Here is a 20,830-nt window from a genome sequence, read left to right as displayed (position 1 = left end):
TACGAATTGATAGGGACGACCCCCTCCCATCCTCCCCATAATGGGGAGACGCCGTGTCCACTTCCTGGAGTCGGCGGCCCATTCAGCCAGGCTTTCGCACCAACGGTACTCCGATGAAACTTACGACCGGCCTCAACCCCTATGGCCTCACCTATTATCTCGGCCTGCAGGGCTCCGGCACGCCGCGCCACAACCCCAACGGCGTCGGCCTCGAGGGCTTCATCAAGCTGACCGAGGAATTGGGCGGCAAGGCCATCGAGTTGTGGGACGGCTGGCTGAAGGACAAGTCCGATGGCGAACTCGCCGCGCTGAAGCAGCGCCTAGACACCCTGGGCTGGAAGCGCGTCGTGAGTTCCGGCCTGCAGCACGGCGACATGGACCAGCTGATCCGCTGCGCCAAGGCGCTCGATGCCCAATATATCCGCGTCGCCATGACCCCGATCCTCTGCGGTGACCGCGCCGCCGCCGGCCAGAAATGGCACGATCTTGTCGCTTCGGTGCACGAGAAACTCCAGGCCGCGGTGCCCAAGCTGACCGCCGCCGGTGTGGTGCTGCTGATCGAGAACCACCAGGACTTCACCTCGCGCGAGCTGGTCAATTTCTGTGATGAGTACGGGCCGAGCGTCCGCATCGTCTTCGACATGGCCAACACCTTCCCGGTGGCCGAGTCGCCGCTCGATTTCACCCGGGTGATCGCCCCTTACGTGCGCCACTGCCACGTCAAGGACTACCGCGCCGTGATCGAGCCCGATGGCTTCCGCCTGGTGCGCTGCCCCTCGGGTGACGGCTGCGTGCCGCACAAGCAGATGTTCGACATCCTCGCCGAGCACAATGACGAGATGGTCGCCTGCATCGAGATCGGTGCGCTCGATGATCGGCACGTCAAGCTGTTTACCCCCGAGTGGTGGCACGGCTATGCGCCCAAGCAGGCCGAGGATCTCGCCGCGTGCCTGCTTGCTGTGCAGAAGAACCGCTTCGAAGTGGGCGAAGAATGGCGCACCCCGTGGCAGCGCAACGCCGACCACGAACTGATCGATTACGAGCTGTCGCAGTACCGCAAGAGTGCTGCGAACCTGAAGGCTCAAGGACTAATGTGATTGGAGGCCGTTATGGCAAAGGATCTTTCAGGCAAAATCGCTTTCGTGACCGGCTCGGGCCGCGGCCTCGGCAGCGTCATGGCGAAGAAGCTGGCGGCGCGCGGCGCCGATGTGGTGGTGCATGACCTGACCTGGGACGCCGCCGCCAAGTACGGCGAGGCGGATAACCTTGGCGCCATGATCAAGACCATCGAGGGGCTCGGTGTCCGCTCGATGGGCGTCACCGGCAATATCGGCGACCGCGACGCGGTCAACAATATGAAGAAAGAGATCGAGGAGAAGTTCGGCCCGGTCGAAATCCTCGTCAACTGCGCCGGCGGCGATATCGGTGCGGCGGGCGGCAAGCCGGTGCCCAACAACATCCTCGGCATCACCTATGACGACCTGATCACGCTGACCAACAACAACCTGATCGGCACCATGCTGGTGACCCAGGCCTTCGTGCCGCAGATGGTCGAACGCCAGCACGGCATTGTCGTCAACATCGCCTCGGTCGCCGCCCATATCGGGGTGAGCGGTGGCGGCATCTACGCCACGCTGAAGGCCGCAGTGACCCATTATACCCGCTGCCTCGCCGACGAGGTCCGCGAGCACGGCGTGCGCGTCAATGTGGTGAGCCCGGGACCGTCGAAGACCGCGCGCTTCCAGGCGACCCGCACGGTCGATCCGGACAAGATGAACTCCAACAAGGTCTCGATGGACCGCTACGCCGAACCCGAGGAAATCGCCGACGCGGTGGTGTTCCTCTGCTCGCCGGAAGCCAAGTTCATCCACGGCCAGCTGCTGCGCGTCGACGGCGGCCTGCAGCTTTACGCGGGCTGATTTCTGGCTTGGGGCGGGGGCGAAGCAGGTAGCTTCCCCCACCCACCGGCTGTCATCCCAGCGAAAGCTGGGACCCATCCCGCAGTCTGCGCCAGTGGATAGTTGGGTCCCAGCTTTCGCTGGGATGACACCGCGTACATGGTGCGATCGCGGCTCGCCCAAGGCCGCCCCGCCCACCGGCGTCATCCCCGCGAAGGCGGGGATCCAGTGGGATGCTTCAACCTCCACCAGACCAGCGGCATCCCACTAGGTTCCCGCCTTCGCGGGAATGACGTCTGGGATGTGGAAGGGCTTGAGCGGACCGCCGCGTCCGGCTAACGCTCGTCGCTCAACCCGGAGCGCCCATGCCCACTCTCGGCCTTGCCATTGCTGCCACCGCGGCGCTCGTCTCATTTCTCACCGCCTGGTTCATCATGCGCCGGGGCGCCAGGCTCGGGCTGATGCAACAGCCCAATGGCCGCTCTTCGCACGTCGTGCCCACCCCGGGCGGCGGCGGTGTCGGTATCGTCGCTGGCGGCTCGATTGCCGGGCTGCTGATGGCGCTGCTGCTGCCCTGGCTGGGTGTGCCGGTGATCATGGCCGGCATCCTCCTCGCTTTCATCGGCTATGCCGACGACAAGCGCCCGATCGCCGCGCGCTGGCGGCTCGGCGCCCAGGTGCTGCTGATGGGCGCCATCGTCGCGGTGCTGCCGATCGACCAGCTCGGCCTGCCGGTACCGGAATCCGTACTGCTGGTGATCCTCACGCTGGGCGGTGCGCTGTGGATCAACCTGTTTAACTTCATGGACGGCATCGATGGCCTTGCGGCATCGGAGGCGATTTTCCTCCTCGTGGGCGCGCCGCTGCTCGCCTACCTGTTCGAGCCCGGCATCATCGATGATCCCAGGCTCTGGTGGATGCTCGGCCTTGCCGCCGCGTGCCTCGGCTTCCTGCTGCTCAACTGGCCGCCGGCAAAGATCTTCATGGGCGATGCCGGCAGCACTTATCTCGGGCTGATGTTGGCCTTCTTCGCCTTCACCACCATGCTCAGCTTCTGGCTCAGCCTGTGGCAGTGGCTGATCCTGGGCGGCCTGTTCCTCGCCGACAGCCTCACCACGCTTTCCCGCCGCCTACTGCGCCGCGAACGTTCCTGGGAAGGCCACAAGCGTCACGCCTACCAGGCGCTGCAGCGCCGCTTCGGCTCGCACCTCAAGGCGACGCTGCTCTATATCGCCATCAATGTGATTGTGCTGCTGCCGCTCGCCTATGTGGCTGGCGTCTACCGCGATTGGGGTTTTGCGATTGCCGCGCTGACCTATGTCGCGCTGGTGGCCGCGGCTATCTGGGCCGGGGCAGGGGCAGAACTACAGCAAGAGGCTGAGGAAGAAGGCGCCGGCGCCTAGGATCGTCAGCGATGCGGCGCTCGCCGCAAACAGCATGTTGCGGGCGAAATCGGTGTGTCGCGCCAGCTCGTGCCGGGTCATGGCGCGGACGTCGAAATGTTCGAATTCCTGGTCGAGCATGATGCGAGCCCCCTGAGCTGCAGGCAAAGGGTGCGCGCATGTCTTCGGGTCAGCCAGCGCTTTGCAAAATCATGCTTAATTAGAGTCAAATGCCTTGTAGTTCGCTCCGGCTCGCGCAACCGTGTGATCGAGGGCAGTCAAACGCCATTTCAACGCCACGATTGGCGCGCTTCTGCCGCCGCCTCGCACTGGAACACTCGCCTATGACGCTTCTGCGCAGCGGTCTTCTTCTTCTCGCCACCCTTTCATTGCTCGCCGCCTGCACCTCGGTGGTGCCGCCGGCCAAGCCGCCGGGCAGTACCAGCAGCGTCGCGCCGATCCAGCTGACCCAGGGCGGCATCATGGCGGCGATCAACGGCACCCGCGCCGCCGCCGGCAAGCCGCCGCTGCGCTACAACATCCAGCTCGAGAACGCCGCCCGCTCGCAGGCCAACCTGATGGCCGCCAAGGACACGCTGTCGCACGATCTCGGCGTCACCCTCCGCCAGCGCGTCACCACTGCCGGCTATGACGGCGCCGTCGGCGAGAACGTCGCCGGCGGCCAGTCGACCCTCGACCAGGCAATCAACGGCTGGCTGGCCTCGCCCGCGCACCGCGATACACTGCTCTCCACCAAGTTCCAGGAATTCGGGCTGGCGGTAGCGACGGTGCCGGCGAACCGGACGAGCAAATATCGGACCTACTGGGCGTTCATTGCCGGTGGGCCGTTCGAGGCGTGGCACTGAGGCGATATGCAGCCGCCGGTGGCTGTGGACCCCACCCCTGTCCCCTCCCCGCAAGGGGGAGGGAGACCCAAACACTGGCATCGAGTTGATCGTCTCCCTCCCCCTTGCGGGGAGGGATTAAGGGTGGGGGGGCAGCCCGCACCGGCCTGTCGGGCACCGCCGGCGCGCTACGAACTGCTCAGCGTCCGCCGCACCGCATCGCGCCAGCCCTTCAGTTTCCGCGTCCGCTCTTCCTCATCCATCCGCGGCGTGAATTGCCGGTCGAGGGCCCAGCGTTCGGCAAAGCCCTGCTGGTCCGGCCATACGCCTGCCTTCCAGCCGGCGAGCCAGGCGGCGCCGAGCGCCGTGGTCTCGAGGATGGTCGGCCGGTCGACGGGTGTGTTCAGCATGTCGGCGAGGAACTGCATGGTGAAATCCGAGGCGACCATGCCGCCATCCACCCGCAGCACCGTGTCGTGCGCACCCTTCCAGTCCTTGCGCATGGCGTCGATCAGGTCGCGCGTCTGGTAGCTGACGGACTCGAGCGCCGCCCGCGCCAGCTCCGCCGGCCCGGTATTGCGGGTCAGCCCGGTGAGCGAGCCGCGCGCCGCCGAATCCCACCATGGTGCGCCCAGCCCGACGAAGGCCGGCACCAGGTAGACGTTCTGTGTCGGGTCGGCCTTGGCCGCCAGCACCCCGGCATCGCCGCTCTTTTCGATGATTTTCAGCATGTCGCGCATCCACTGCACCGAGGCGCCGGCAATGAAGATGGCGCCTTCGAGCGCATAGGTGGTCTCGCCGTTGAGCCGGTAGGCGACGGTGGTCAAGAGCCGATTCTTCGAGCGCACCATGTCGGTGCCGGTGTTGAGCAGCGCAAAGCAGCCCGTACCGTAGGTGGATTTCAGCATGCCCGGGCTGAAGCAGGCCTGCCCAATGGTCGCCGCCTGCTGGTCGCCAGCCGCGCCATAGATCGGCAACGCGACGCCGAAGATCTCGGGGTCGGTCATGCCGAAATCATCGGCATTGTCCTTCACTTCGGGCAGGATGGCGCGCGGGATACGGAACAGTTTCAGCAGTTCGTCATCCCACTCGCCGGTCTTGATGTTGAGCAGCAGGGTGCGGCAGGCATTGGTAATGTCGGTGGCGTGGCTCTTGCCACCGGTCAGTCGCCAGATCAGGTAGCTGTCGACCGTGCCGAAGGCGAGCTCGCCCTTCTCGGCGCGCTTGCGCGCACCCGGCACGTTGTCGAGAATCCAGGCGAGCTTGGTGGCGGTGAAATAGGGGTCGAGAAGCAGCCCGGTTTTCTTGCTCACCAGCTTCTCGTGCCCTGCCTTTTTCAGCTTTTCGCACAGCTTGGTGGTGCGCCGGTCCTGCCAGACGATGGCATTGTAGATCGCCTTGCCGGTCTGCCGATCCCAGACAATCGTCGTCTCGCGCTGGTTGGTAATGCCGATCGCCGCGATCTCGCTGGCCTTGATCCCGGCCTTCTTGATCGCCGTCTTGGCGCTCCACAGCGCCGTCGCCCAGATCTCCTCGGGCACATGCTCGACCCAGCCATCCCTTGGGAAATGCTGGGTGAACTCCATCTTGCCGAGTCCGGCGATCTTCTGGTGCTCGTCGAACACGATCGCCCGGCTGGATGTGGTGCCCTGGTCGATCGCGAGGATGTTGCCGCTCATTGTCTCTTCCCCATCTCGGCGAGGCGTTCGGCCATGTACCTGGCCAGTTCCGCCTTCTCGTTTGCTTTGAATTTCAGGCCCTGCTTCGAGCGACGCCATAGCACGTCGTCGGCGGTCCGCGCCCATTCCCGATCCATCAGGTAATCGACCTCGCGCGCATAAAGCGTTGTGCCGAAATGTTCGCCAAGCTCGGCCGGGCTCTGTGCCTCGCCCAGCACATCGGCAGCCAGCGTGCCATAGGCCCGCACCAGCCGGCGGATGAAGGCCGGGTCGAGGTTCGCCTTTTTCGCCGCGAGCTTCCGCACCTCGGCCTCGAAGGCGGTGGGCGGAAAGTTGCCGCCCGGCAGGTGTGCGCCCTTGGTCCAGCGTTGCCCCTTCTTGCCGAGCAACCCGTCGATCTTGTCGACCACCTGCTCGCTGAGCCGCCGATGCGTGGTCAGCTTGCCGCCGAAGACGTTGATCAGCGGCCCGTTGCCGGTCTCGCCTTCGGTCTTCAGCACATAATCGCGCGTCGCTTCCTGCGCGGCGCTGGCGCCATCGTCGAACAGCGGCCGCACGCCCGCATAAGTCCAGACGATTTCGTCGCGCGTCACCGGCTTGACGAAATACTCGCTCGCCGCGGCGCAGAGATAGTCGGTCTCCGCATCGCTGATCTTGACCCCGGTGGGGTCGCCCTCGAAATCCTGGTCGGTGGTGCCGATCAGCGTGTAGTCGCCCTCGTAGGGAATGGCGAAGAAGATGCGGCCGTCGGCGTTCTGGAAGAAATAGCAGCGGTCATGGTCGAAGAGTTTTCGGACCACGATGTGGCTGCCTTTGACCAGTCGCACATGGTGCGCCTCGTTGCGACCGACCGTCTCGCGGATCACCTGGTCGACCCACGGCCCGCCGGCATTCACCAGCAGCCGCGCCGAAACCGTCTCGTTACCTGCCGGGCCGACCAGCTCGATCCGCCACAGGTTGTTCTCGCGGCGTGCCGAGACGACCTTGGTTTGTGTCACCACCCGCGCGCCCCTGTCGGCCGCGTCGCGGGCGTTGAGCGCCACCAGCCGGGCGTCGTCGACCCAGCCGTCCGAATACTCGAATGCCACCTTGTGCCCCGGCTTCAGCGGTCGCCCGGCCGGGTCCTTGCTGAGGTCGAGCGTCTTGGTCCCCGGCAAGAGCTTCCGCCCGCCGAGGTGATCGTAGACGAACAGCCCGAGCCGCAGCAGCCAGGCCGGCCTGAGGTTCTTCTCGTAGGGCAGGACGAACCGCAGCGGCCAGATGATGTGCGGCGCCGAGGCCCACAGCACTTCACGCTCGGCCAGCGACTCGTGCACCAGCCGGAACTCGTAGTGCTCGAGATAGCGCAGGCCCCCATGCACCAGCTTGGTCGCCGCAGACGAAGTGCCTGAAGCGAGGTCATGCATCTCGGCCAGCATGACCGAATAGCCGCGCCCCACTGCATCGCGGGCAATGCCGGTACCGTTCACCCCGCCGCCGATGACGAACACATCGAACGCGTCTGCTGCGTCACTCATCTGGGGGGTAGTCCTTCGCTGGCAATGTGGAGCTCGACGCCTGATGCCGCGCAGATCGCGGCGATGGCGGGGGAGGGGGCGACATCGGTGACGAAGACGTCGATCTGCTCGAGGTGGCCGATGCGCACCGGCGCGGTACGTTCGAACTTCATCGCGTCGGCGACGAGGATGGTCTTGCGCGCCGTCTCGATGATCGCCTGCGCCACCTTCACTTCGCGAAAATCGAAATCCAGCAGCGTGCCGTCGGCATCGATCGCCGAGGCGCCGATCACTGCGTAATCGACCCGGAACTGCCGGATGAAATCCACTGCCGCCTCGCCCACTACGCCGCCATCGGCATGCCGCACGACGCCGCCGGCAATCACCACTTCGGCGCTCGGCACCTCGCGCAGGATGTTGGCGGCGTTGATGTTATTGGTCACCACCATCAAGCCCGTGTGACGGCGCAGTGCCATCGCCACCTGCTCGGTGGTGGTGCCGATATTGAGGATCAGCGAGGAGTCGTCAGGGATCATCGCCGCGGCGGCAAGCCCGATCCGGCGCTTGCTCTCCGCCGCCAGCATCCGCCGCGCCTCATAAGCATAGTTCGAAACCCCCGACGGGTAAGCGGCGCCGCCATGCAGGCGGTTGAGGAGCTTGCGGTCACAGAGTTCGTTCAGGTCCTTGCGGATGGTCTGCGGCGTCACTGCGAATTGCAGCGCCAGGGCGTCGACATCCACCCGCCCGTGCTGCCGGGCCAGCGCCATGATGTCATCCTGCCGCTGCGTCAGCGCGTCCAATCCATCCTCCGGGAGGTTGGTTCACCTATACGCGGATCAGGTTCGTTTCGATAGCGAAATGTTCGGATGAGTTTCGTTATTGAGCCGAAGCAGACGGCCCCCTCCCATCCTCCCCCATGAAGGGGGAGGTGCCCCGCTGGTGCGTTTGGCACAATCGAAGACCGAGCCTCGACTCTTCGCCTCCCCCCTTGTGGGGGAGGCCGGGAGGGGGCCGTCTCTATCAGTCAGGTCATTGACCCCCGCGCCCATCCCGTGCATCAGGAAACACCTCTCCCGACCGGCCGACCATGCTCGCCATTCTCAACGTCATCCTGCCGGTTTTCGCCATGCTCGCGCTGGGCTATGGCGCGGTGCGGCTCAGGCTGTTTCCGTCCGAGGGGGTGCGTGGGCTGGTGGTGTTCGTGAACAACTTCGCGACGCCGTGCCTGCTGTTCAACGCCATGCTCAACACCGACTTCGCGACGACGTTCAACTGGGGCGTCATCATGCCGTTCTATGTCGGGGCGATCGTGGTGTTCATCGTTGGCATCGTCATCTCGGCCAAGCTGTTCCGCAACAAGCCGGGCGAAGCCGTCGCCTCGGGCTTTTCGGCCACCTTCACCAACACCGTGCTGGTCGGCATTCCCGTGGTGCAGCGCGCCTATGGCGCGGAAGCGCTGGCCACCGCCTTCTCGATCATCGCCTTCCATGCCCCGGTGCTGATCACCGCCGGCATGATCGCCATGGAGCTGCTGCGCCGCGACGGCGCTCCGCTCCACAAGACCCTTGGTGTGGCGCTGATGCGGGTGGTTGCCAACCCGCTGCTCTGGGGCATTGCGCTCGGCGCTGCCGCCAACCTGATGAACGTGACGCTGGTCGAGCCGGCCGAGGCCTTCATCACCATGATGGCCGCCGCCGTCACGCCTGCTGCATTGTTCGGTCTTGGCGGGGCGCTGAACGACTATAAGCTCAGCGACAGCTGGGGGCAGTCGCTCACCATGTCGCTGCTGAAGCTTTTGCTGCAGCCGGCCATCGCCTGGGTGATCATGGTGCCGATCCTGCACATCGACCACGATCTCGCCCGCTACGGCGTGCTGCTCGCCGCCATGCCGGCCGGCATCAACGTCTATGTCTTCGCCACCTACTACAACCGCTCCGTCCACATCGCCGCCAACACCATCCTGATCTCGACGGTGCTGAGCATCCTGACGGTGAGCGGCTGGCTGTATGTGCTGGGGCTTTAGCCCAACGGCTGGTGCTCGCTGACCCCCACCCCTGTCCCCTCCCCGCAAGGGGGAGGGAGACGAAAACACCGGCATCACAGTCCGCGTCTCCCTCCCCCTTGCGGGGAGGGATCAAGGGTGGGGGTCCACAGCCACCGGCCTCAGGATGATCCTACTGCGCCGCCTCGACGCTCATCGCCAGCACCTGCGGCTCGCCGGAGACCGGGATCGCGCGGACCGGCATGGTCGAGGTGGCGTCGAGCCCGACTGCGACTCGGACATGCTTGTCGGTCGGGCAGAGCAGCAGCATCGCGTCGAACCCGATCCAGCCCAGCCCATCATCCCAGGCCTCGGCCCAGGCGTGCAGTGCCGGCTGATCACTGTCGGAGCCGTGGAGATAGCCGGTGACATAGCGCGCCGGGATTTCCAGTGCTCGCGCCGCGCCGATAAAGGCATGCGCGTAGTCGCTGGCCGGCGGATGGACGGCAGCTGCCAGCGATTGGCTCTGGCTCTGCCCGTCCTGCATCTGCGTCTGCTCACTCCCGCCCACCACTTCGGCGACCCGTGCCATCAGCGCGTGCAGCAAGGCGATGCGGTCTTGCCCGGTCTTCGGCGCTGCGCGGAATTTTGAGGTAATCGCCCCCGCCGCCTTGGTGGCCGGGGTCGGGCGGCGATAGAGCGCCGGCGGAATGTCGCCCTGTACCCGGCCGATCACCCCATTGCGGTCGATGGTCTCGACGATCCCGGCGACGGTGATCACCAGTTCCGGGTCGGGCTTGATCTGGCTGACCAGCTGCGCCCGGTTGCCGAAGGCATCGACAAAGCTCGCCGCCCTCTCGAAGCCGGGCATGTCGATCGTCCACTCGCGCACTGTCTGTGTCGGCCCGCTCACCGGCGTCAGCAGCACGTGCTGCACCCCGCGGGCCACGCCGGCGCCAAGTCCAAGGCTCATCGAATGTCGGATAGCGATCTTCATCAGTAGAAATTGTAGCTTTCGGCGAGGGCGTCCGTCATGCGGTTGTTGCGGTCGATGAACTCGGTCAGGAACTCGTGCAGGCCATGCTCGAAGATCTTGTCGACACTGGCGTCCATCACCAGCGCCGTCACCGCATCGGCGGCATCATGCCCGGCCGTGCGTTCGCCATAGATTTCCTCGAGCATATCGATGGTGCGGTTGATCCACTGCACGCAGAAGATCAGCGAACGCGGCATTTCCGGTCTGAGGATCAGGTAATCGGCGATGTTCCAGGCTTTGTAGCGGTCGTGGTAGACGTGCCGATAGCTGCGATGCGCCGAGGCAGCCCTGAGGATCATCGTCCATTGCTGGATATCGACATCGCCGCCCACCATGGTGGCGCGTGGCAGCAGCACATAATACTTCATGTCGAGAATGCGCGCCGTGTTGTCGGCCCGCTCGACGAAATTGCCGATCTGGCTGAAGGCATAGCCGGCATCGCGGAGGAAGGTCGAGAGCAGGGCGCCGCGATAGCGATGGCTCACCTGCTTGACCCAGAACAGCAGCTCCTGGAGCTTGGCCCCCGAGATGTCGCGCGGCCGGATGGCGGAGAACTCGAGCCACGCCGCGTTGATCGATTCCCACATCTCGGTGGTCAGCGCCGTGCGCACCGACCGCGCATTGGTCCGCGCCGCGAGCAGGCACGATTTCACCGAGGAATAGTTCTCCTCGTCGAACAGCATGTAGTGCGCGACGCTCGCGACGTCCGCCTGCTTGTGCTTGAGGTTGAAGCCCTCGTCGGCCTCGGCGGCCTGCAGCATCGACACCAGGTGCTCCGAAGCGCCCCCCTCGCGCCGCGAGGTGAGGCTCATGCGGTAGCCCACCTCGAACATCCGGGCCATGTTTTCGGCCCGCTCGATATAGCGGCTGAGCCAGAAGAGATTCTGTGCGGTGCGTCCGAGCATGGTCAGTCCTCCAGCACCCAGGTGTCCTTGGTCCCGCCGCCCTGCGACGAGTTCACCACCAGCGAGCCCTTCTTCAGCGCCACGCGCGTCAGTCCACCGGGGGTGATCCGGATATCGTCGCCGCACAGCACATAGGGCCGCAAATCCACATGCCGTGGCGCGATCCCCTTGTCGACGAAGGTCGGGCAGGTCGAGAGCGCCAGCGTCGGCTGCACGATGTAATTGTCGGGCCGGGCGAGGATCTTCTTCCTGAATTCCTCGCGCATCGCTTTGGTCGAGGCCGGCCCGACCAGCATGCCGTAGCCGCCCGAGCCGTGCACTTCCTTCACCACCAGTTCCTCGAGATGCTCGAGCACATAAGCCCGCTCATCGTCATTGGTGCAGTTATAGGTGGGGACGTTTTTGAGCAGTGCCTTCTCACCGAGATAGAACTCGATGATCTCCGGCACGTAGACATAGACCGCCTTGTCGTCGGCAATGCCGGTGCCCGGCGCGTTTACCAGCGTCACGTTGCCCGCCCGATAGGCATCGAACAGCCCCGGCACGCCCAGCATCGAGTCCGGCCGGAAGGTCAGCGGGTCGAGGAAATCGTCGTCGATGCGGCGGTAGATCACGTCGACCCGCTCGGGGCCCTTGGTGGTCCGCATGTAGACCTTGCCGCCATCGACGAACAGGTCCTGGCCCTCGCAGAGCTCGGCGCCCATCTGGTCGGCGAGGAACGAGTGCTCGAAATAGGCCGAGTTATGGATGCCCGGCGTCAGCACCACGAGGTTGGGCGAGCCATGCACGCCCCCCGGCGCCACGCTCTCCATCGTCCGGCGCAGCGTTTCGGGGTAGGTCTCGACCGGCGCCACCTTGTAGCGCTGGAACAGTTCCGGGGCGAGCTGCAGCATCGCCTCACGGTTCTCCAGCATGTAGCTGACGCCCGAGGGGGTGCGGAGATTGTCCTCCAGCACGTAGAAATCGTCCGGGCCGGTCCTGACGATGTCGACGCCGATAATGTGCGAATAGACTCCGCGCGCCGGATCTAGCCCCATCATTTCCGGGCAGAACGCCGAGTTGTTGAGGATCAGCTTTTCCGGCACCCGCCCGGCCTTCAGGATCTCCTGGCGGTGGTAGATGTCGTAGAGGAAGGCGTTGAGCGCCCGCACCCGCTGCTCGATGCCCTTCGACAGTCGCCGCCATTCCATCGCCGAGATGATGCGCGGGATGATGTCGAACGGGATGAGCTTTTCGGTGCCTTCGTTGCTGCCGTAGACGGCGAAGGTAATGCCGAGGCGTCGGAACAGGGCTTCGGCGTCAGCCGACATCAGACCCAGGGCTTGCGGAGGCTGCTCTTTCAGCCACTCTTCCAGGATGTGGTAGGGCGCGCGGACAGAGGCATCCGCATTGGTCATTTCGTCAAACGGCGTTGCGGACATCAACTCCCAAGGGCTTGCGGCCTATCCCACTCGGGACTCATTGGTACACTTTTGCTGAAAGGCCACAAGCCGGGTTCGGCGTGAATGTCTCGCACCCGGTGCGAGCTGACCCCCACCCCTGTCCCCTCCCCGCAAGGGGGAGGGAGACGCTTTCATTGGCGTCAGTGTTTTGGTCTCCCTCCCCCTTGCGGGGAGGGGACAGGGGTGGGGGGCCACAGCCACCGGCCGACCGACACGATCCTACCCCCACCAACGTCGCCTTCACCCTCGCGCAAAACTGCCATACAACCTTGCGCCGATAAGGGATGGGACCAATGCCGGAAGAGATTCTCCAGACTCACAAGCTACTCGATCGCTGCGAGAAGGCGCTCGCCGAACGCTACACCGTGCACAAACTGCACGAGGCGGCAGATAAGGAGGCGCTGATCAAGTCGGTGGCCGGCAAGATCCGGGCTATCGCCGGCGGCAATGTCGATGGCGCGCTGATGGACAAGCTCCCCAAGCTCGAGATCATCGCCAATTTCGGCGTCGGCTACGACTCGATCGACACCAAGGCAGCCAAACAGCGGAACATCCGCGTCACCAATACCCCGAACGTGCTCAACGATGCGGTCGCGGAGCTCACCCTTGGCCTGATGATCGGGCTCGCCCGCCGTATCCCGCAGGGCGACCAGTTTGTCCGCCAGGGCAAGTGGCCGAACTCGGGCTTCCCGCTGCTCACCGAGCTCAACGGCAAGACCGTCGGCATCCTCGGGCTCGGCCGCATCGGCAAGGAGATCGCCACCCGCTGCCAGGCCATGAAGATGCGCGTCGTCTATCACGGCCGCAGCCGCCAGCACGACGAACCCTACATCTTCTACGACAAGCTCATCGACATGGCCCGTGACAGCGATTGGCTGGTGATCATCGCCCCGGGCGGCAAGGGCACCGAGAAGATCGTCTCGCGCCAAGTGCTCGAGGCGCTCGGCCCCGAGGGCTTCATCGTCAACGTCGCCCGCGGCACGCTGATCGACGAAGCGGCGATGCTGGAACTGCTGCAATCGAAAAAGCTCGGCGGCGCGGCGCTCGACGTGTTCGAGAAGGAGCCGCAGGTGCCCGAGGGCTTTTTCGCCCTCGACAATGTCGTGCTGTCGCCGCACCAGGGCAGCGCTACGCACCAGACACGCAACAAAATGGGCGATCTCGTCGTTGCCAATATCGTCGCGCACTTCGCCGGCGAACCCCTGCTCAGCGCGGTGGTCTGATCATGCTGATTGATCTCAAGGGCAAAGTTGCCATCGTCACCGGCGCCGGCCGAGGCATCGGCCGCGTCATCGCACGGACCCTCGCCACCGAAGGCGTCACCGTCGCGATCATCGACTTCCGCCAGGATCTGCTCGACGATGCCGCGATGGAGTGGACCGAGGCCGGTTGGCCCGGCCTCCGTATCCTCTGCGACGTGCGCGAGGCGGTCCAGGTCAACGCCGCGGTGAGCGCCGTGGACGAGGCGTTCGGCCGGGTCGATATCCTCGTCAACAATGCCGGCGTCGCCAGCGGGGCGCGCGTCGACAAGCTGGCCGAGGCGGTATGGGACGCCAATTTCGATACCAACACCAAGGGCACGTTCCTGGTGTGCCAGGCGGTGGCGCCGATCATGCAGCGCCAGGCCTCCGGGCGTATCCTCAATGCGGCGTCATTCGCCGCCATCATCCCCTCGATCGGCAGCGCCGCCTATGCGGCGAGCAAGTCGGCGGTGGTGCAGTTCACCCGCGTACTGGCGGGCGAGCTCGGCCCGTTCAATGTCACGGTGAATTCCTACTCGCCGGGGATGATCCCGACCGAGATGAACAGCTTCGCCAAGCTGCCCGACGCCCGCCAGCAGCGGCTGCTCGACACCCTGACGCTGCGCCAGTGGGGTAACCCCGAGGACGTCGCCAACCTCATCTGCTTCCTTGCATCCGACCAGGCCCACTACATCACCGGCGCTTCGATCGACTGCTCGGGCGGCAAGTACGCCACGCAGTTCCCAGCGGCGGCTTACGAGAGCTGAGACACGGGTGGCGGGGCCGGCCCGGCCCCGCACTCACCCAACACTGGATGTCATCCCTGCGAAAGCAGGGACCCAACTCGCCACCTGAGCCAGCCGATGCCGGACGAGGGCGGAGCCCTCGCCGAGGGGGCCCAGCTTTCGCTGGCATGACATCGCGTTTGTGGCAGATGCAACGACCGGCCGAAGTGCCCGACCTACCAACCACGTTGACCCCGCGCACAGACGGGTATTTGCTTGTCGCGAGATTTCCGTCGGAGTTGGCGCCAATGGAAATAGTCGAGCTGCTGCAGCAGACACCGCTGTTTCACGAGCTGAACGCAGCGGACCTCGAGGAGCTGATCCCGTCGACGCGCCTCGAAACCTACGAGCCGGGGCGGGTCATTCTCCGGGAGGGACGCGTCGGCGCCGCATTCTTCCTTATTGTTTCTGGCAGCGTCGAAGTCATCAAGGCGCTCGGCAAACCGGAGGAAAAGCGCGTCAACGAGCTGGGAGTCGGCGACTTTTTCGGTGAGATCGCCAACATGAAGCACACGACGCGGATCGCCAGCGTCAGGGCGCTCAGCGAGACCAAGTGCCTGATGATCCAGCGGCTGCATCTCGATTCCTACATCGAGCGGTTTCCTGCCGTCCTCGCCAAGGTGGAGCAGGCGGTTGCCGTCCGCGGCGACGAGTGACGGTCAGCCCCGTACCGCCCGTGCATAGTCCGACGGCGCCCGCCCGACGATGCGGCGGAAATCATTGCTGAAATGCGCCTGGTCCGAGTAGCCCGTCGCTACCCGCCAGCCGCTTCCAACTCTCACAGGAAGCGCCAGGCCGCCACTACCGCCAAACCGCCAGCAGCGCCCCCATCAGCACCAGCGCAATCAGGTTGTTGCCGAGGTTGATGGCGATCAGCTTCAGCGAGCGGTTCTCGTAACCCCAGAGCGACACCAGCAGCGTCGCCATGAAGCCGAGCCAGACCCAGAAGCCGGCCAGCCCGCCATTGAGCCAGTCGGCGATGTTGGCGCCGACGATGATGTTGGCGAGCGCGAACGACATGATCAGCGAGGCGATGACATCGACCACCATCGCCTTGCCGAGCCCCGCCTTCATCGTCTCCGGCGTCACCCCGGTGAGCGCCTGCCACGGCTTCAGCAGCAGCGGCGGCGAATACCAGGCAAAGCCCACGGCCATGCGGATGATCGCGGCGACAAGCACGGCCAACCAGTTGATCGGCAGCATTGTTTGAACTCCCCAGGGCGCCCCTCGCGCCCGGATAAATTCTACCGCCGAAGCAAACTGCGCCGCAATCGACGCGGAACCCCCATGCCGTCAAAGCGATTGCCTTTCCGGTGGCCCCTCGCGACACTGCAAATACGAAACGGCGGAGACTTCGATGACGGATTGGTGGCGCGGCGCGGTGATCTATCAGGTCTACCCACGCTCGTTTCAGGACAGCAACGGCGACGGCATCGGTGACCTGCCCGGCATCATGCGCCGGCTCGATCACATCGCCAGCCTCGGCGTCGATTGCATCTGGCTCTCGCCGATCAACCAGTCACCGCAGCGCGACATGGGCTACGACGTTTCCGACTACAAGGAAGTCGACCGCCTGTTCGGCAGCCTCGAAGACTTCGACGACCTGATCAAACGCGCCCACGCGCTGGGTCTCAAGGTGATCATCGACCAGGTGCTGAGCCATTCCTCGGACATGCATCCGTGGTTTCGCGAGAGCCGGCTCAACCGCACCAATGCCAAGGCCGATTGGTATGTCTGGGCCGACCCCAAGCGCGACGGCTCGCCGCCCAATAACTGGCCATCGGTGTTCGGCGGCCGCGCCTGGGAGTGGAATCCCAGCCGCGGGCAGTACTACTTCCACAATTTCCTGATCGAGCAGCCCGACCTCAACTTCCATAACCCCGACGTGCAGGATGCAGTGCTCGACGTCATGCGCTTCTGGCTCGAGCGCGGCGTCGACGGTTTCAGGCTCGACACGGTGAACTACTATTTTCAGGACAAGCAGCTCAGGAACAACCCGCCGGCGCGGCGGCCCAAGCACCTGCCTTATGCCGTCAACCCATACGACATGCAGGACCACAAGTTCGGCAAGAGCCAGCCCGAAAACGTCGGCTTCCTGAAGCGGGTGCGCAAACTCCTCGACCAGTATCCGGGCACCACCACGGTCGGCGAAGTCGGCGACAGCCATCGCGGCCTGCAACTGATGGAGGAATATACCTCCGGCGGCGACAAGCTGCACATGGCCTATACCTTCGACATGCTCGGCCCCGAGTTCACCGCCGAACACTTCCGCACCAAGATGGCGAAGTTCTTCGCCGGCGCGCCGAATGGCTGGCCGTGCTGGAGCTTTTCCAATCACGACGTTAACCGCCACATGACCCGCTGGGCGCCGTATTCACGGAACCCGGCCGATCTCGCCCGCCAGGCGGCGGCGATGCTGCTGAGCTTCAAGGGTTCGGTCTGTCTCTATCAGGGCGAAGAGCTCGGTCTACCCGAAGCCGATATCCTGTTCGAGGAATTGACCGACCCGCCGGGCATCCGCTTCTGGCCCGAATACAAGGGCCGCGACGGCGCCCGTACCCCGATGCCGTGGGAAGAGGGCGACGCCCCCAACGGCTTCTCCAGTGTGAAGCCGTGGTTGCCGGTGAAGCCGAACCACTCGGCTCTGAATGTCGCCGTCCAGAACGCCGACCCGGACTCGACTCTCAGCTTCTACCGCAAGGCGCTGGCTTTCCGCCGCGCCCACCCGGTCTTCGCGTCAGGCGATATCGAATTCCTGAAAGTCGCCGAGCCGTTGCTCGCCTTCCGCCGCACCGGCAAGGACGGCGCCATCACGTGCCTCTTCAACCTCTCCGCCGACCCGCTCACCGTGACGCTCGACGGGGGCGAAGGGCTAGAGCCGCTGGAGCTCTCGCACGGCGCCGAGCGCCGCAAGAGCAAGCTGAAGCTCGAAGCCAACGGCTTCGCCTTCTTTGCGACCGGGGAAATGAAGGTGGCGTTCGGCGGCAGAAGGAGGTCGAAGTAAGCAGCCTGCGGTGCGGGCTGACCCACTGCGACCACCCCAACTACGGTGTCATCCCAGCGAAAGCTGGGACCCCACGGCGAGGGCGCAGCCCTCGTCCGGTTATCCACCTGCTCGGGCTGTGAGTTGGGTCCCTGCTTTCGCAGGGATGACAGCCGGTGGGTGGAGCGAGGCCAAGCCAAGCCAAGCTCAGCTATTGGGCCGGCACGGCCCGGCGATGAAATGCGCTGGCGCGATCTAACCCTCAGTCCACCTGTTCCCAGGTATCGGGGTCATAATAGTCGCTGTGCCAGGTACCATCGGGGTACTGCACGAAGGCCTCGACGCAGCCGTCCGACGCCAAGCTCACCGAGCGGGCGTCGACGCCGCGCCGGCGCAGTTCCATCTTCACGACCTCCTGGTCGAAGCTGTCGCCGTCGCCGCCCGACTTGCCACCCGCCGAGAAGCCGAACTCGATTTTCAGCCCCGGCAGGTTGTCGTTGAGGTTGCAGTTTTCGCGCGCCATCGCCGGGCCGGCCGCGAACAGGGTGGCGGCAACGATGGTGAGGACAAGCGGACGCAGCATCTGAGTCTCCAATGGACCGGGAGGCATGTGCCGGAGGATTTGGGCAGGCTTGCGGCCTACGGCAAGTCCTTGTCGCCTAGGGCAACTCTTTGTCCCGAATAAGCATCGCGACCACCGGGATGGCGAAGGTGAGCATCAGCAGCCGGCTCACATGGTGCGCCGCGATGAACGCCGTATCGAACCCCAGCGCGATGCCGAGCGCCCCCATCCCTTCGAGTGCGCCGGGTGAGAGCCCGAGCCAGATCTGCCCGAACGGCATGTCGACGAACGGCGCCACAGCCAGCGTCACCCCCGTGGCGATGGCGACGGTCAGCGCCGTGCCGGCCAGCCCGCCGATCGCTGCCTGCTTGAACTCGGCGCGGGTGATGCCGTTGAAGCGCGAACCGATCAGTCCGCCGATCAGGATGAAGGTCGCGATCAGCAATGGCTGTGGCATTGCCCCCTCGAACAGCCCGGCGAACTTGGCGCAGATCGCCACCGCCATGGCGCCGAGCACATAGCCGGCCGGAGCGCGGAGCTTGGTCAGGATGAACCCCGCGATGGCGCAGGCGATGGCCACCGGCAGCAGCGTCTCGAACCCCATCGGATCCTGCACCGGCGCGCCTTCGTAGTGCCCGATCGGCAGGAACAGCGCTCCGATCGGCACGCAGATGGTGAGGATCAGGATGCGGATCACCTGGATGATGATGATCTGCCGAGTATCGCCGACGCCCGCTGCCGCAATCGACATCACGAAGCTCAGATGCCCGGGGAAGGAGCTGAGATAGGCGGTGCCGCGGTCGAGTCCGAACAGTTTGCGTAACAGGAACCCGGTGAGCGTGATGATCAGGATCAGCTCCACCGCCAGCGCCGCCAGCGTCACCGGCCATTGCACGATCAGCGTCAGCGAATCGCGCGCCACTGCCGCGCCCATCGACAATCCGGTCAGCACGAAGGTCGCGTCGCGCAGCCAGGTCGGCAGCATCACCTTGACGCCCAGCAGCGCCGCGATCGCCACCGCGAGCGCCCCACCCATCAGCCACGCGGCGGGCAGATTGACCAGCGCCGCCAATCCGCCACCGGCCGCCGAGATCAGCAATGTGACGAGTGTCCGGCGGACAATGGTGCCGGCGGGCAGGGGGGAGGTCATTTGGCGGAACGAGTCGAGATGGCTAGGACGCTAACTATCGACGAGTTTGCCGCGTGGGGGAAGCAGGCCGTTGGGCGAATATCGAGTGCTTGGCGCCCCTCACCCCGCGGTGAGGCCCTTGGCCTCATCCGCCTCCCTCTCCCCAGAGGGGCGAGGGGACGCGTGTGGCACCGCCGGTGAGCCCATCGCCCCCTCGCCCCTCCAAGGGGCGCAATAAGCGCTCCCGGGGGAGAGGGCCGGGGTGAGGGGTAGCCCCAAGCACTGCTATCTCTGCGACGCACCCTCGACCAGCTTCACGAAAAAACTCACCCCAACCGGGATGATTTCGTCGTTGAAATTGTAGGTGTCCGAGTGCAGTTCGGAGCTCGGCCCGTTGCCGAGGAATACATAGGCGCCCGGCCGCGCCTGCAGCATGTAGGAAAAGTCCTCGCCACCCATCTTGGGGTCGACATTGGCGTCCACCCGGTCCTCGCCCACCACGGTCGCGGCGATGGCCGCGGCATAGGCCGTTTCGTCCGGCGTGTTTTCCACCACCGGATAGCCGCGACGGTAGTTCACCTCGGCCTTGCCGCCGAAGGTTTCGACGATGCCCTTGGTCACGGCCTTGAGCCGCTCTTCCATCAGGTCGCGCACTTCGTCGTTCAGCGAGCGCACCGTGCCGGTGAGCTTCACCTTCTGCGGGATGATGTTGAACGCCTCGCCGCCCTGCATCATCGTCACCGACAATACCGCCGAGCGGATCGGATCGATATCGCGGGAGACGATGGTGTGCAGTGCCGTGATCAGCTGTGCCGCGATCATCACCGGGTCCACCGTGTTCTGCGGCCAGGCGGCATGTCCGCCCTGACCCTCGATCACGATGTTGAACTCGTCGCTCGCCGCCATCAGGCCGCCGACCCGCATGGCGATGCTGCCGGCCGCCTGGCCGGGCATGTTGTGCAGGCCATAGACCTCGTCGACGCCGAAGCGGTCCATGATCCCGGCTTCCACCATGGCGCGCCCACCGGCGCCGCCTTCTTCCGCCGGCTGAAAGATCAGCACGGCGTTGCCGTCGAAATTGCGCGTCTCGGCCAGGTATTTCGCGGTACCGAGCAGGATCGAGGTGTGGCCGTCATGCCCGCAGGCGTGCATGCGGCCGGGCGTCTGGCTGGCATAGTCGAGGCCGGTGCGCTCGAGGATCGGCAACGCATCCATGTCGGCGCGGATGCCGATATTCTTGCCCGGTCCACGCCCCTTGATCACCGCCACCACGCCGCTCTGGGCGATGCCGGTAACCACTTCGTCGACGCCGAACGAGCGCAGCAGCTCGGCCACTTTCCCCGATGTGCGGGGCAGTTCGTACTGAAGTTCGGGGTGCACATGGAAGTCGCGGCGCCATTCGGCGACCTCGTCGGCGAATTCCGCGATACGATTGATAACGGGCATGAAAGACCTGAACGCTAGTA

Annotated in this window: 20 protein-coding genes; 9 read left to right on the top strand and 11 right to left on the bottom strand. The window is 65.0% G+C overall.

The features are described from left to right. Window positions 1-113 precede the first annotated feature (113 nt). From ACSQ23_RS20485 to ACSQ23_RS20475, 3 genes are all read left to right on the top strand, one after another. Window positions 114-1,097 carry a sugar phosphate isomerase/epimerase family protein gene (locus ACSQ23_RS20485; RefSeq protein ID WP_436091689.1) on the top strand — a complete coding sequence of 328 codons (984 nt, stop codon included), beginning with the start codon at window positions 114-116 and terminating at the stop codon, window positions 1,095-1,097. Between the two features lie 12 nt (window positions 1,098-1,109). Beyond that, the gene (locus ACSQ23_RS20480; protein ID WP_055884709.1) at window positions 1,110-1,919 is read left to right on the top strand and encodes an SDR family NAD(P)-dependent oxidoreductase; all 810 of its coding nucleotides are present in this window, start codon (window positions 1,110-1,112) and stop codon (window positions 1,917-1,919) included. Window positions 1,920-2,263: 344 nt separating this feature from the next. After that, window positions 2,264-3,301: a hypothetical protein gene (locus ACSQ23_RS20475; RefSeq protein ID WP_436091688.1), complete on the top strand. Its 1,038-nt coding sequence runs from the start codon at window positions 2,264-2,266 to the stop codon at window positions 3,299-3,301. Here ACSQ23_RS20475 and ACSQ23_RS20470 read toward each other — a convergent pair. Further along, window positions 3,263-3,421 carry a hypothetical protein gene (locus ACSQ23_RS20470; RefSeq protein WP_156384551.1) on the bottom strand — a complete coding sequence of 53 codons (159 nt, stop codon included), beginning with the start codon at window positions 3,419-3,421 and terminating at the stop codon, window positions 3,263-3,265. The genes ACSQ23_RS20475 and ACSQ23_RS20470 overlap by 39 nt on opposite strands. A gap of 203 nt (window positions 3,422-3,624) precedes the next feature. Here ACSQ23_RS20470 and ACSQ23_RS20465 point away from each other — a divergent pair, with 203 nt between their 5' ends. Further along, window positions 3,625-4,146, top strand: coding sequence for a CAP domain-containing protein (locus ACSQ23_RS20465; protein WP_436091687.1), 522 nt, complete (start codon window positions 3,625-3,627; stop codon window positions 4,144-4,146). Between the two features lie 167 nt (window positions 4,147-4,313). On the opposite strand, the gene glpK is transcribed toward ACSQ23_RS20465, so the two are convergent. From glpK to ACSQ23_RS20450, 3 genes are read right to left on the bottom strand one after another with little or no spacing between them, the layout of a single operon-like run. After that, window positions 4,314-5,804 carry a glycerol kinase GlpK gene (glpK, locus tag ACSQ23_RS20460; protein ID WP_436091686.1) on the bottom strand — a complete coding sequence of 497 codons (1,491 nt, stop codon included), beginning with the start codon at window positions 5,802-5,804 and terminating at the stop codon, window positions 4,314-4,316. Continuing rightward, entirely contained in the window at window positions 5,801-7,321 is a 1,521-nt protein-coding gene (gene glpD / locus ACSQ23_RS20455; protein ID WP_436091685.1) for a glycerol-3-phosphate dehydrogenase, read from the bottom strand. The genes glpK and glpD overlap by 4 nt, the downstream gene beginning before the upstream one ends. After that, window positions 7,318-8,100 (bottom strand): DeoR/GlpR family DNA-binding transcription regulator, encoded by a 783-nt coding sequence (locus ACSQ23_RS20450; protein WP_282569970.1) that lies wholly within the window; start codon window positions 8,098-8,100, stop codon window positions 7,318-7,320. The genes glpD and ACSQ23_RS20450 overlap by 4 nt, the downstream gene beginning before the upstream one ends. Before the next feature lie 287 nt (window positions 8,101-8,387). Here ACSQ23_RS20450 and ACSQ23_RS20445 point away from each other — a divergent pair, with 287 nt between their 5' ends. Then, complete coding sequence (locus tag ACSQ23_RS20445; protein ID WP_436091684.1) at window positions 8,388-9,323, top strand: AEC family transporter; 936 nt, start codon at window positions 8,388-8,390, stop codon at window positions 9,321-9,323. 151 nt (window positions 9,324-9,474) lie between these two features. Here the strand turns inward: ACSQ23_RS20445 and ACSQ23_RS20440 are convergent, their stop codons facing one another. The 3 genes from ACSQ23_RS20440 to ACSQ23_RS20430 are packed head-to-tail and all read right to left on the bottom strand — an operon-like array spanning window position 9,475 to window position 12,643. Next, entirely contained in the window at window positions 9,475-10,278 is an 804-nt protein-coding gene (locus ACSQ23_RS20440; RefSeq protein ID WP_436091683.1) for a transglutaminase family protein, read from the bottom strand. Continuing rightward, window positions 10,278-11,222, bottom strand: coding sequence for an alpha-E domain-containing protein (locus tag ACSQ23_RS20435; RefSeq protein ID WP_055884729.1), 945 nt, complete (start codon window positions 11,220-11,222; stop codon window positions 10,278-10,280). Before ACSQ23_RS20435 ends, ACSQ23_RS20440 begins: the two co-directional genes overlap by 1 nt. Window positions 11,223-11,224: 2 nt before the next feature. Continuing rightward, window positions 11,225-12,643 (bottom strand): circularly permuted type 2 ATP-grasp protein, encoded by a 1,419-nt coding sequence (locus ACSQ23_RS20430; RefSeq protein WP_055884732.1) that lies wholly within the window; start codon window positions 12,641-12,643, stop codon window positions 11,225-11,227. Window positions 12,644-12,957: 314 nt separating this feature from the next. On the opposite strand from ACSQ23_RS20430, the gene ACSQ23_RS20425 reads away from it, so the two are divergent. The 3 genes from ACSQ23_RS20425 (at window position 12,958) to ACSQ23_RS20415 (ending at window position 15,346) form a co-directional block, all read left to right on the top strand. Then, window positions 12,958-13,887, top strand: a complete 930-nt coding sequence (locus tag ACSQ23_RS20425) for a 2-hydroxyacid dehydrogenase (protein WP_055884735.1) — start codon at window positions 12,958-12,960, stop codon at window positions 13,885-13,887. Window positions 13,888-13,889: 2 nt separating this feature from the next. Further along, a complete protein-coding gene (locus tag ACSQ23_RS20420; protein WP_055884738.1) occupies window positions 13,890-14,672 on the top strand; it encodes an SDR family NAD(P)-dependent oxidoreductase in 783 nt (260 codons plus the stop codon). Between the two features lie 266 nt (window positions 14,673-14,938). Further along, window positions 14,939-15,346, top strand: coding sequence for a cyclic nucleotide-binding domain-containing protein (locus ACSQ23_RS20415; protein WP_055884740.1), 408 nt, complete (start codon window positions 14,939-14,941; stop codon window positions 15,344-15,346). A 145-nt stretch (window positions 15,347-15,491) separates the two neighbouring features. Here ACSQ23_RS20415 and ACSQ23_RS20410 read toward each other — a convergent pair whose 3' ends face one another. Next, window positions 15,492-15,893, bottom strand: coding sequence for a DUF1761 domain-containing protein (locus ACSQ23_RS20410; RefSeq protein ID WP_436091682.1), 402 nt, complete (start codon window positions 15,891-15,893; stop codon window positions 15,492-15,494). A 154-nt stretch (window positions 15,894-16,047) separates the two neighbouring features. Between ACSQ23_RS20410 and ACSQ23_RS20405 the strand changes: the two genes are divergently transcribed. Next, window positions 16,048-17,694: an alpha-glucosidase family protein gene (locus tag ACSQ23_RS20405; RefSeq protein ID WP_055884746.1), complete on the top strand. Its 1,647-nt coding sequence runs from the start codon at window positions 16,048-16,050 to the stop codon at window positions 17,692-17,694. A gap of 241 nt (window positions 17,695-17,935) precedes the next feature. Here the strand turns inward: ACSQ23_RS20405 and ACSQ23_RS20400 are convergent, their stop codons facing one another. The 3 genes from ACSQ23_RS20400 to ACSQ23_RS20390 all read right to left on the bottom strand — a co-directional run bounded on the left by ACSQ23_RS20400 (window position 17,936) and on the right by ACSQ23_RS20390 (window position 20,810). After that, on the bottom strand, window positions 17,936-18,256 hold the full coding sequence (locus tag ACSQ23_RS20400; RefSeq protein WP_055884749.1) for a hypothetical protein: 321 nt from the start codon (window positions 18,254-18,256) through the stop codon (window positions 17,936-17,938). 76 nt (window positions 18,257-18,332) lie between these two features. Then, on the bottom strand, window positions 18,333-19,385 hold the full coding sequence (locus tag ACSQ23_RS20395; protein WP_436091681.1) for an AbrB family transcriptional regulator: 1,053 nt from the start codon (window positions 19,383-19,385) through the stop codon (window positions 18,333-18,335). Window positions 19,386-19,649: 264 nt separating this feature from the next. Continuing rightward, entirely contained in the window at window positions 19,650-20,810 is a 1,161-nt protein-coding gene (locus ACSQ23_RS20390; protein WP_436091680.1) for a M20 aminoacylase family protein, read from the bottom strand. Window positions 20,811-20,830 lie beyond the last annotated feature (20 nt).

It is taken from the genome of Devosia sp. LjRoot16, assembly GCF_964252795.1.
Classification (GTDB): Bacteria; Pseudomonadota; Alphaproteobacteria; order Rhizobiales; family Devosiaceae; genus Devosia_A.
This window is presented reverse-complemented; position numbering and strand designations above follow the sequence as displayed.

What these genes read in the sequence shown, in the direction of transcription:
- ACSQ23_RS20425 (WP_055884735.1), top strand. Translation starts at nt 12,958, where the DNA reads ATGCCGGAAGAGATTCTCCAGACTCACAAGCTACTCGATCGCTGCGAG.
- ACSQ23_RS20440 (WP_436091683.1), bottom strand. Translation starts at nt 10,278, where the DNA reads ATGAAGATCGCTATCCGACATTCGATGAGCCTTGGACTTGGCGCCGGC.
- ACSQ23_RS20480 (WP_055884709.1), top strand. Translation starts at nt 1,110, where the DNA reads ATGGCAAAGGATCTTTCAGGCAAAATCGCTTTCGTGACCGGCTCGGGC.
- ACSQ23_RS20445 (WP_436091684.1), top strand. Translation starts at nt 8,388, where the DNA reads ATGCTCGCCATTCTCAACGTCATCCTGCCGGTTTTCGCCATGCTCGCG.
- ACSQ23_RS20475 (WP_436091688.1), top strand. Translation starts at nt 2,264, where the DNA reads ATGCCCACTCTCGGCCTTGCCATTGCTGCCACCGCGGCGCTCGTCTCA.
- ACSQ23_RS20410 (WP_436091682.1), bottom strand. Translation starts at nt 15,893, where the DNA reads ATGCTGCCGATCAACTGGTTGGCCGTGCTTGTCGCCGCGATCATCCGC.
- ACSQ23_RS20465 (WP_436091687.1), top strand. Translation starts at nt 3,625, where the DNA reads ATGACGCTTCTGCGCAGCGGTCTTCTTCTTCTCGCCACCCTTTCATTG.
- ACSQ23_RS20390 (WP_436091680.1), bottom strand. Translation starts at nt 20,810, where the DNA reads ATGCCCGTTATCAATCGTATCGCGGAATTCGCCGACGAGGTCGCCGAA.
- ACSQ23_RS20405 (WP_055884746.1), top strand. Translation starts at nt 16,048, where the DNA reads ATGACGGATTGGTGGCGCGGCGCGGTGATCTATCAGGTCTACCCACGC.
- ACSQ23_RS20485 (WP_436091689.1), top strand. Translation starts at nt 114, where the DNA reads ATGAAACTTACGACCGGCCTCAACCCCTATGGCCTCACCTATTATCTC.
- ACSQ23_RS20430 (WP_055884732.1), bottom strand. Translation starts at nt 12,643, where the DNA reads ATGTCCGCAACGCCGTTTGACGAAATGACCAATGCGGATGCCTCTGTC.
- glpK (WP_436091686.1), bottom strand. Translation starts at nt 5,804, where the DNA reads ATGAGCGGCAACATCCTCGCGATCGACCAGGGCACCACATCCAGCCGG.
- glpD (WP_436091685.1), bottom strand. Translation starts at nt 7,321, where the DNA reads ATGAGTGACGCAGCAGACGCGTTCGATGTGTTCGTCATCGGCGGCGGG.
- ACSQ23_RS20395 (WP_436091681.1), bottom strand. Translation starts at nt 19,385, where the DNA reads ATGACCTCCCCCCTGCCCGCCGGCACCATTGTCCGCCGGACACTCGTC.
- ACSQ23_RS20470 (WP_156384551.1), bottom strand. Translation starts at nt 3,421, where the DNA reads ATGCTCGACCAGGAATTCGAACATTTCGACGTCCGCGCCATGACCCGG.
- ACSQ23_RS20415 (WP_055884740.1), top strand. Translation starts at nt 14,939, where the DNA reads ATGGAAATAGTCGAGCTGCTGCAGCAGACACCGCTGTTTCACGAGCTG.
- ACSQ23_RS20400 (WP_055884749.1), bottom strand. Translation starts at nt 18,256, where the DNA reads ATGCTGCGTCCGCTTGTCCTCACCATCGTTGCCGCCACCCTGTTCGCG.
- ACSQ23_RS20435 (WP_055884729.1), bottom strand. Translation starts at nt 11,222, where the DNA reads ATGCTCGGACGCACCGCACAGAATCTCTTCTGGCTCAGCCGCTATATC.
- ACSQ23_RS20420 (WP_055884738.1), top strand. Translation starts at nt 13,890, where the DNA reads ATGCTGATTGATCTCAAGGGCAAAGTTGCCATCGTCACCGGCGCCGGC.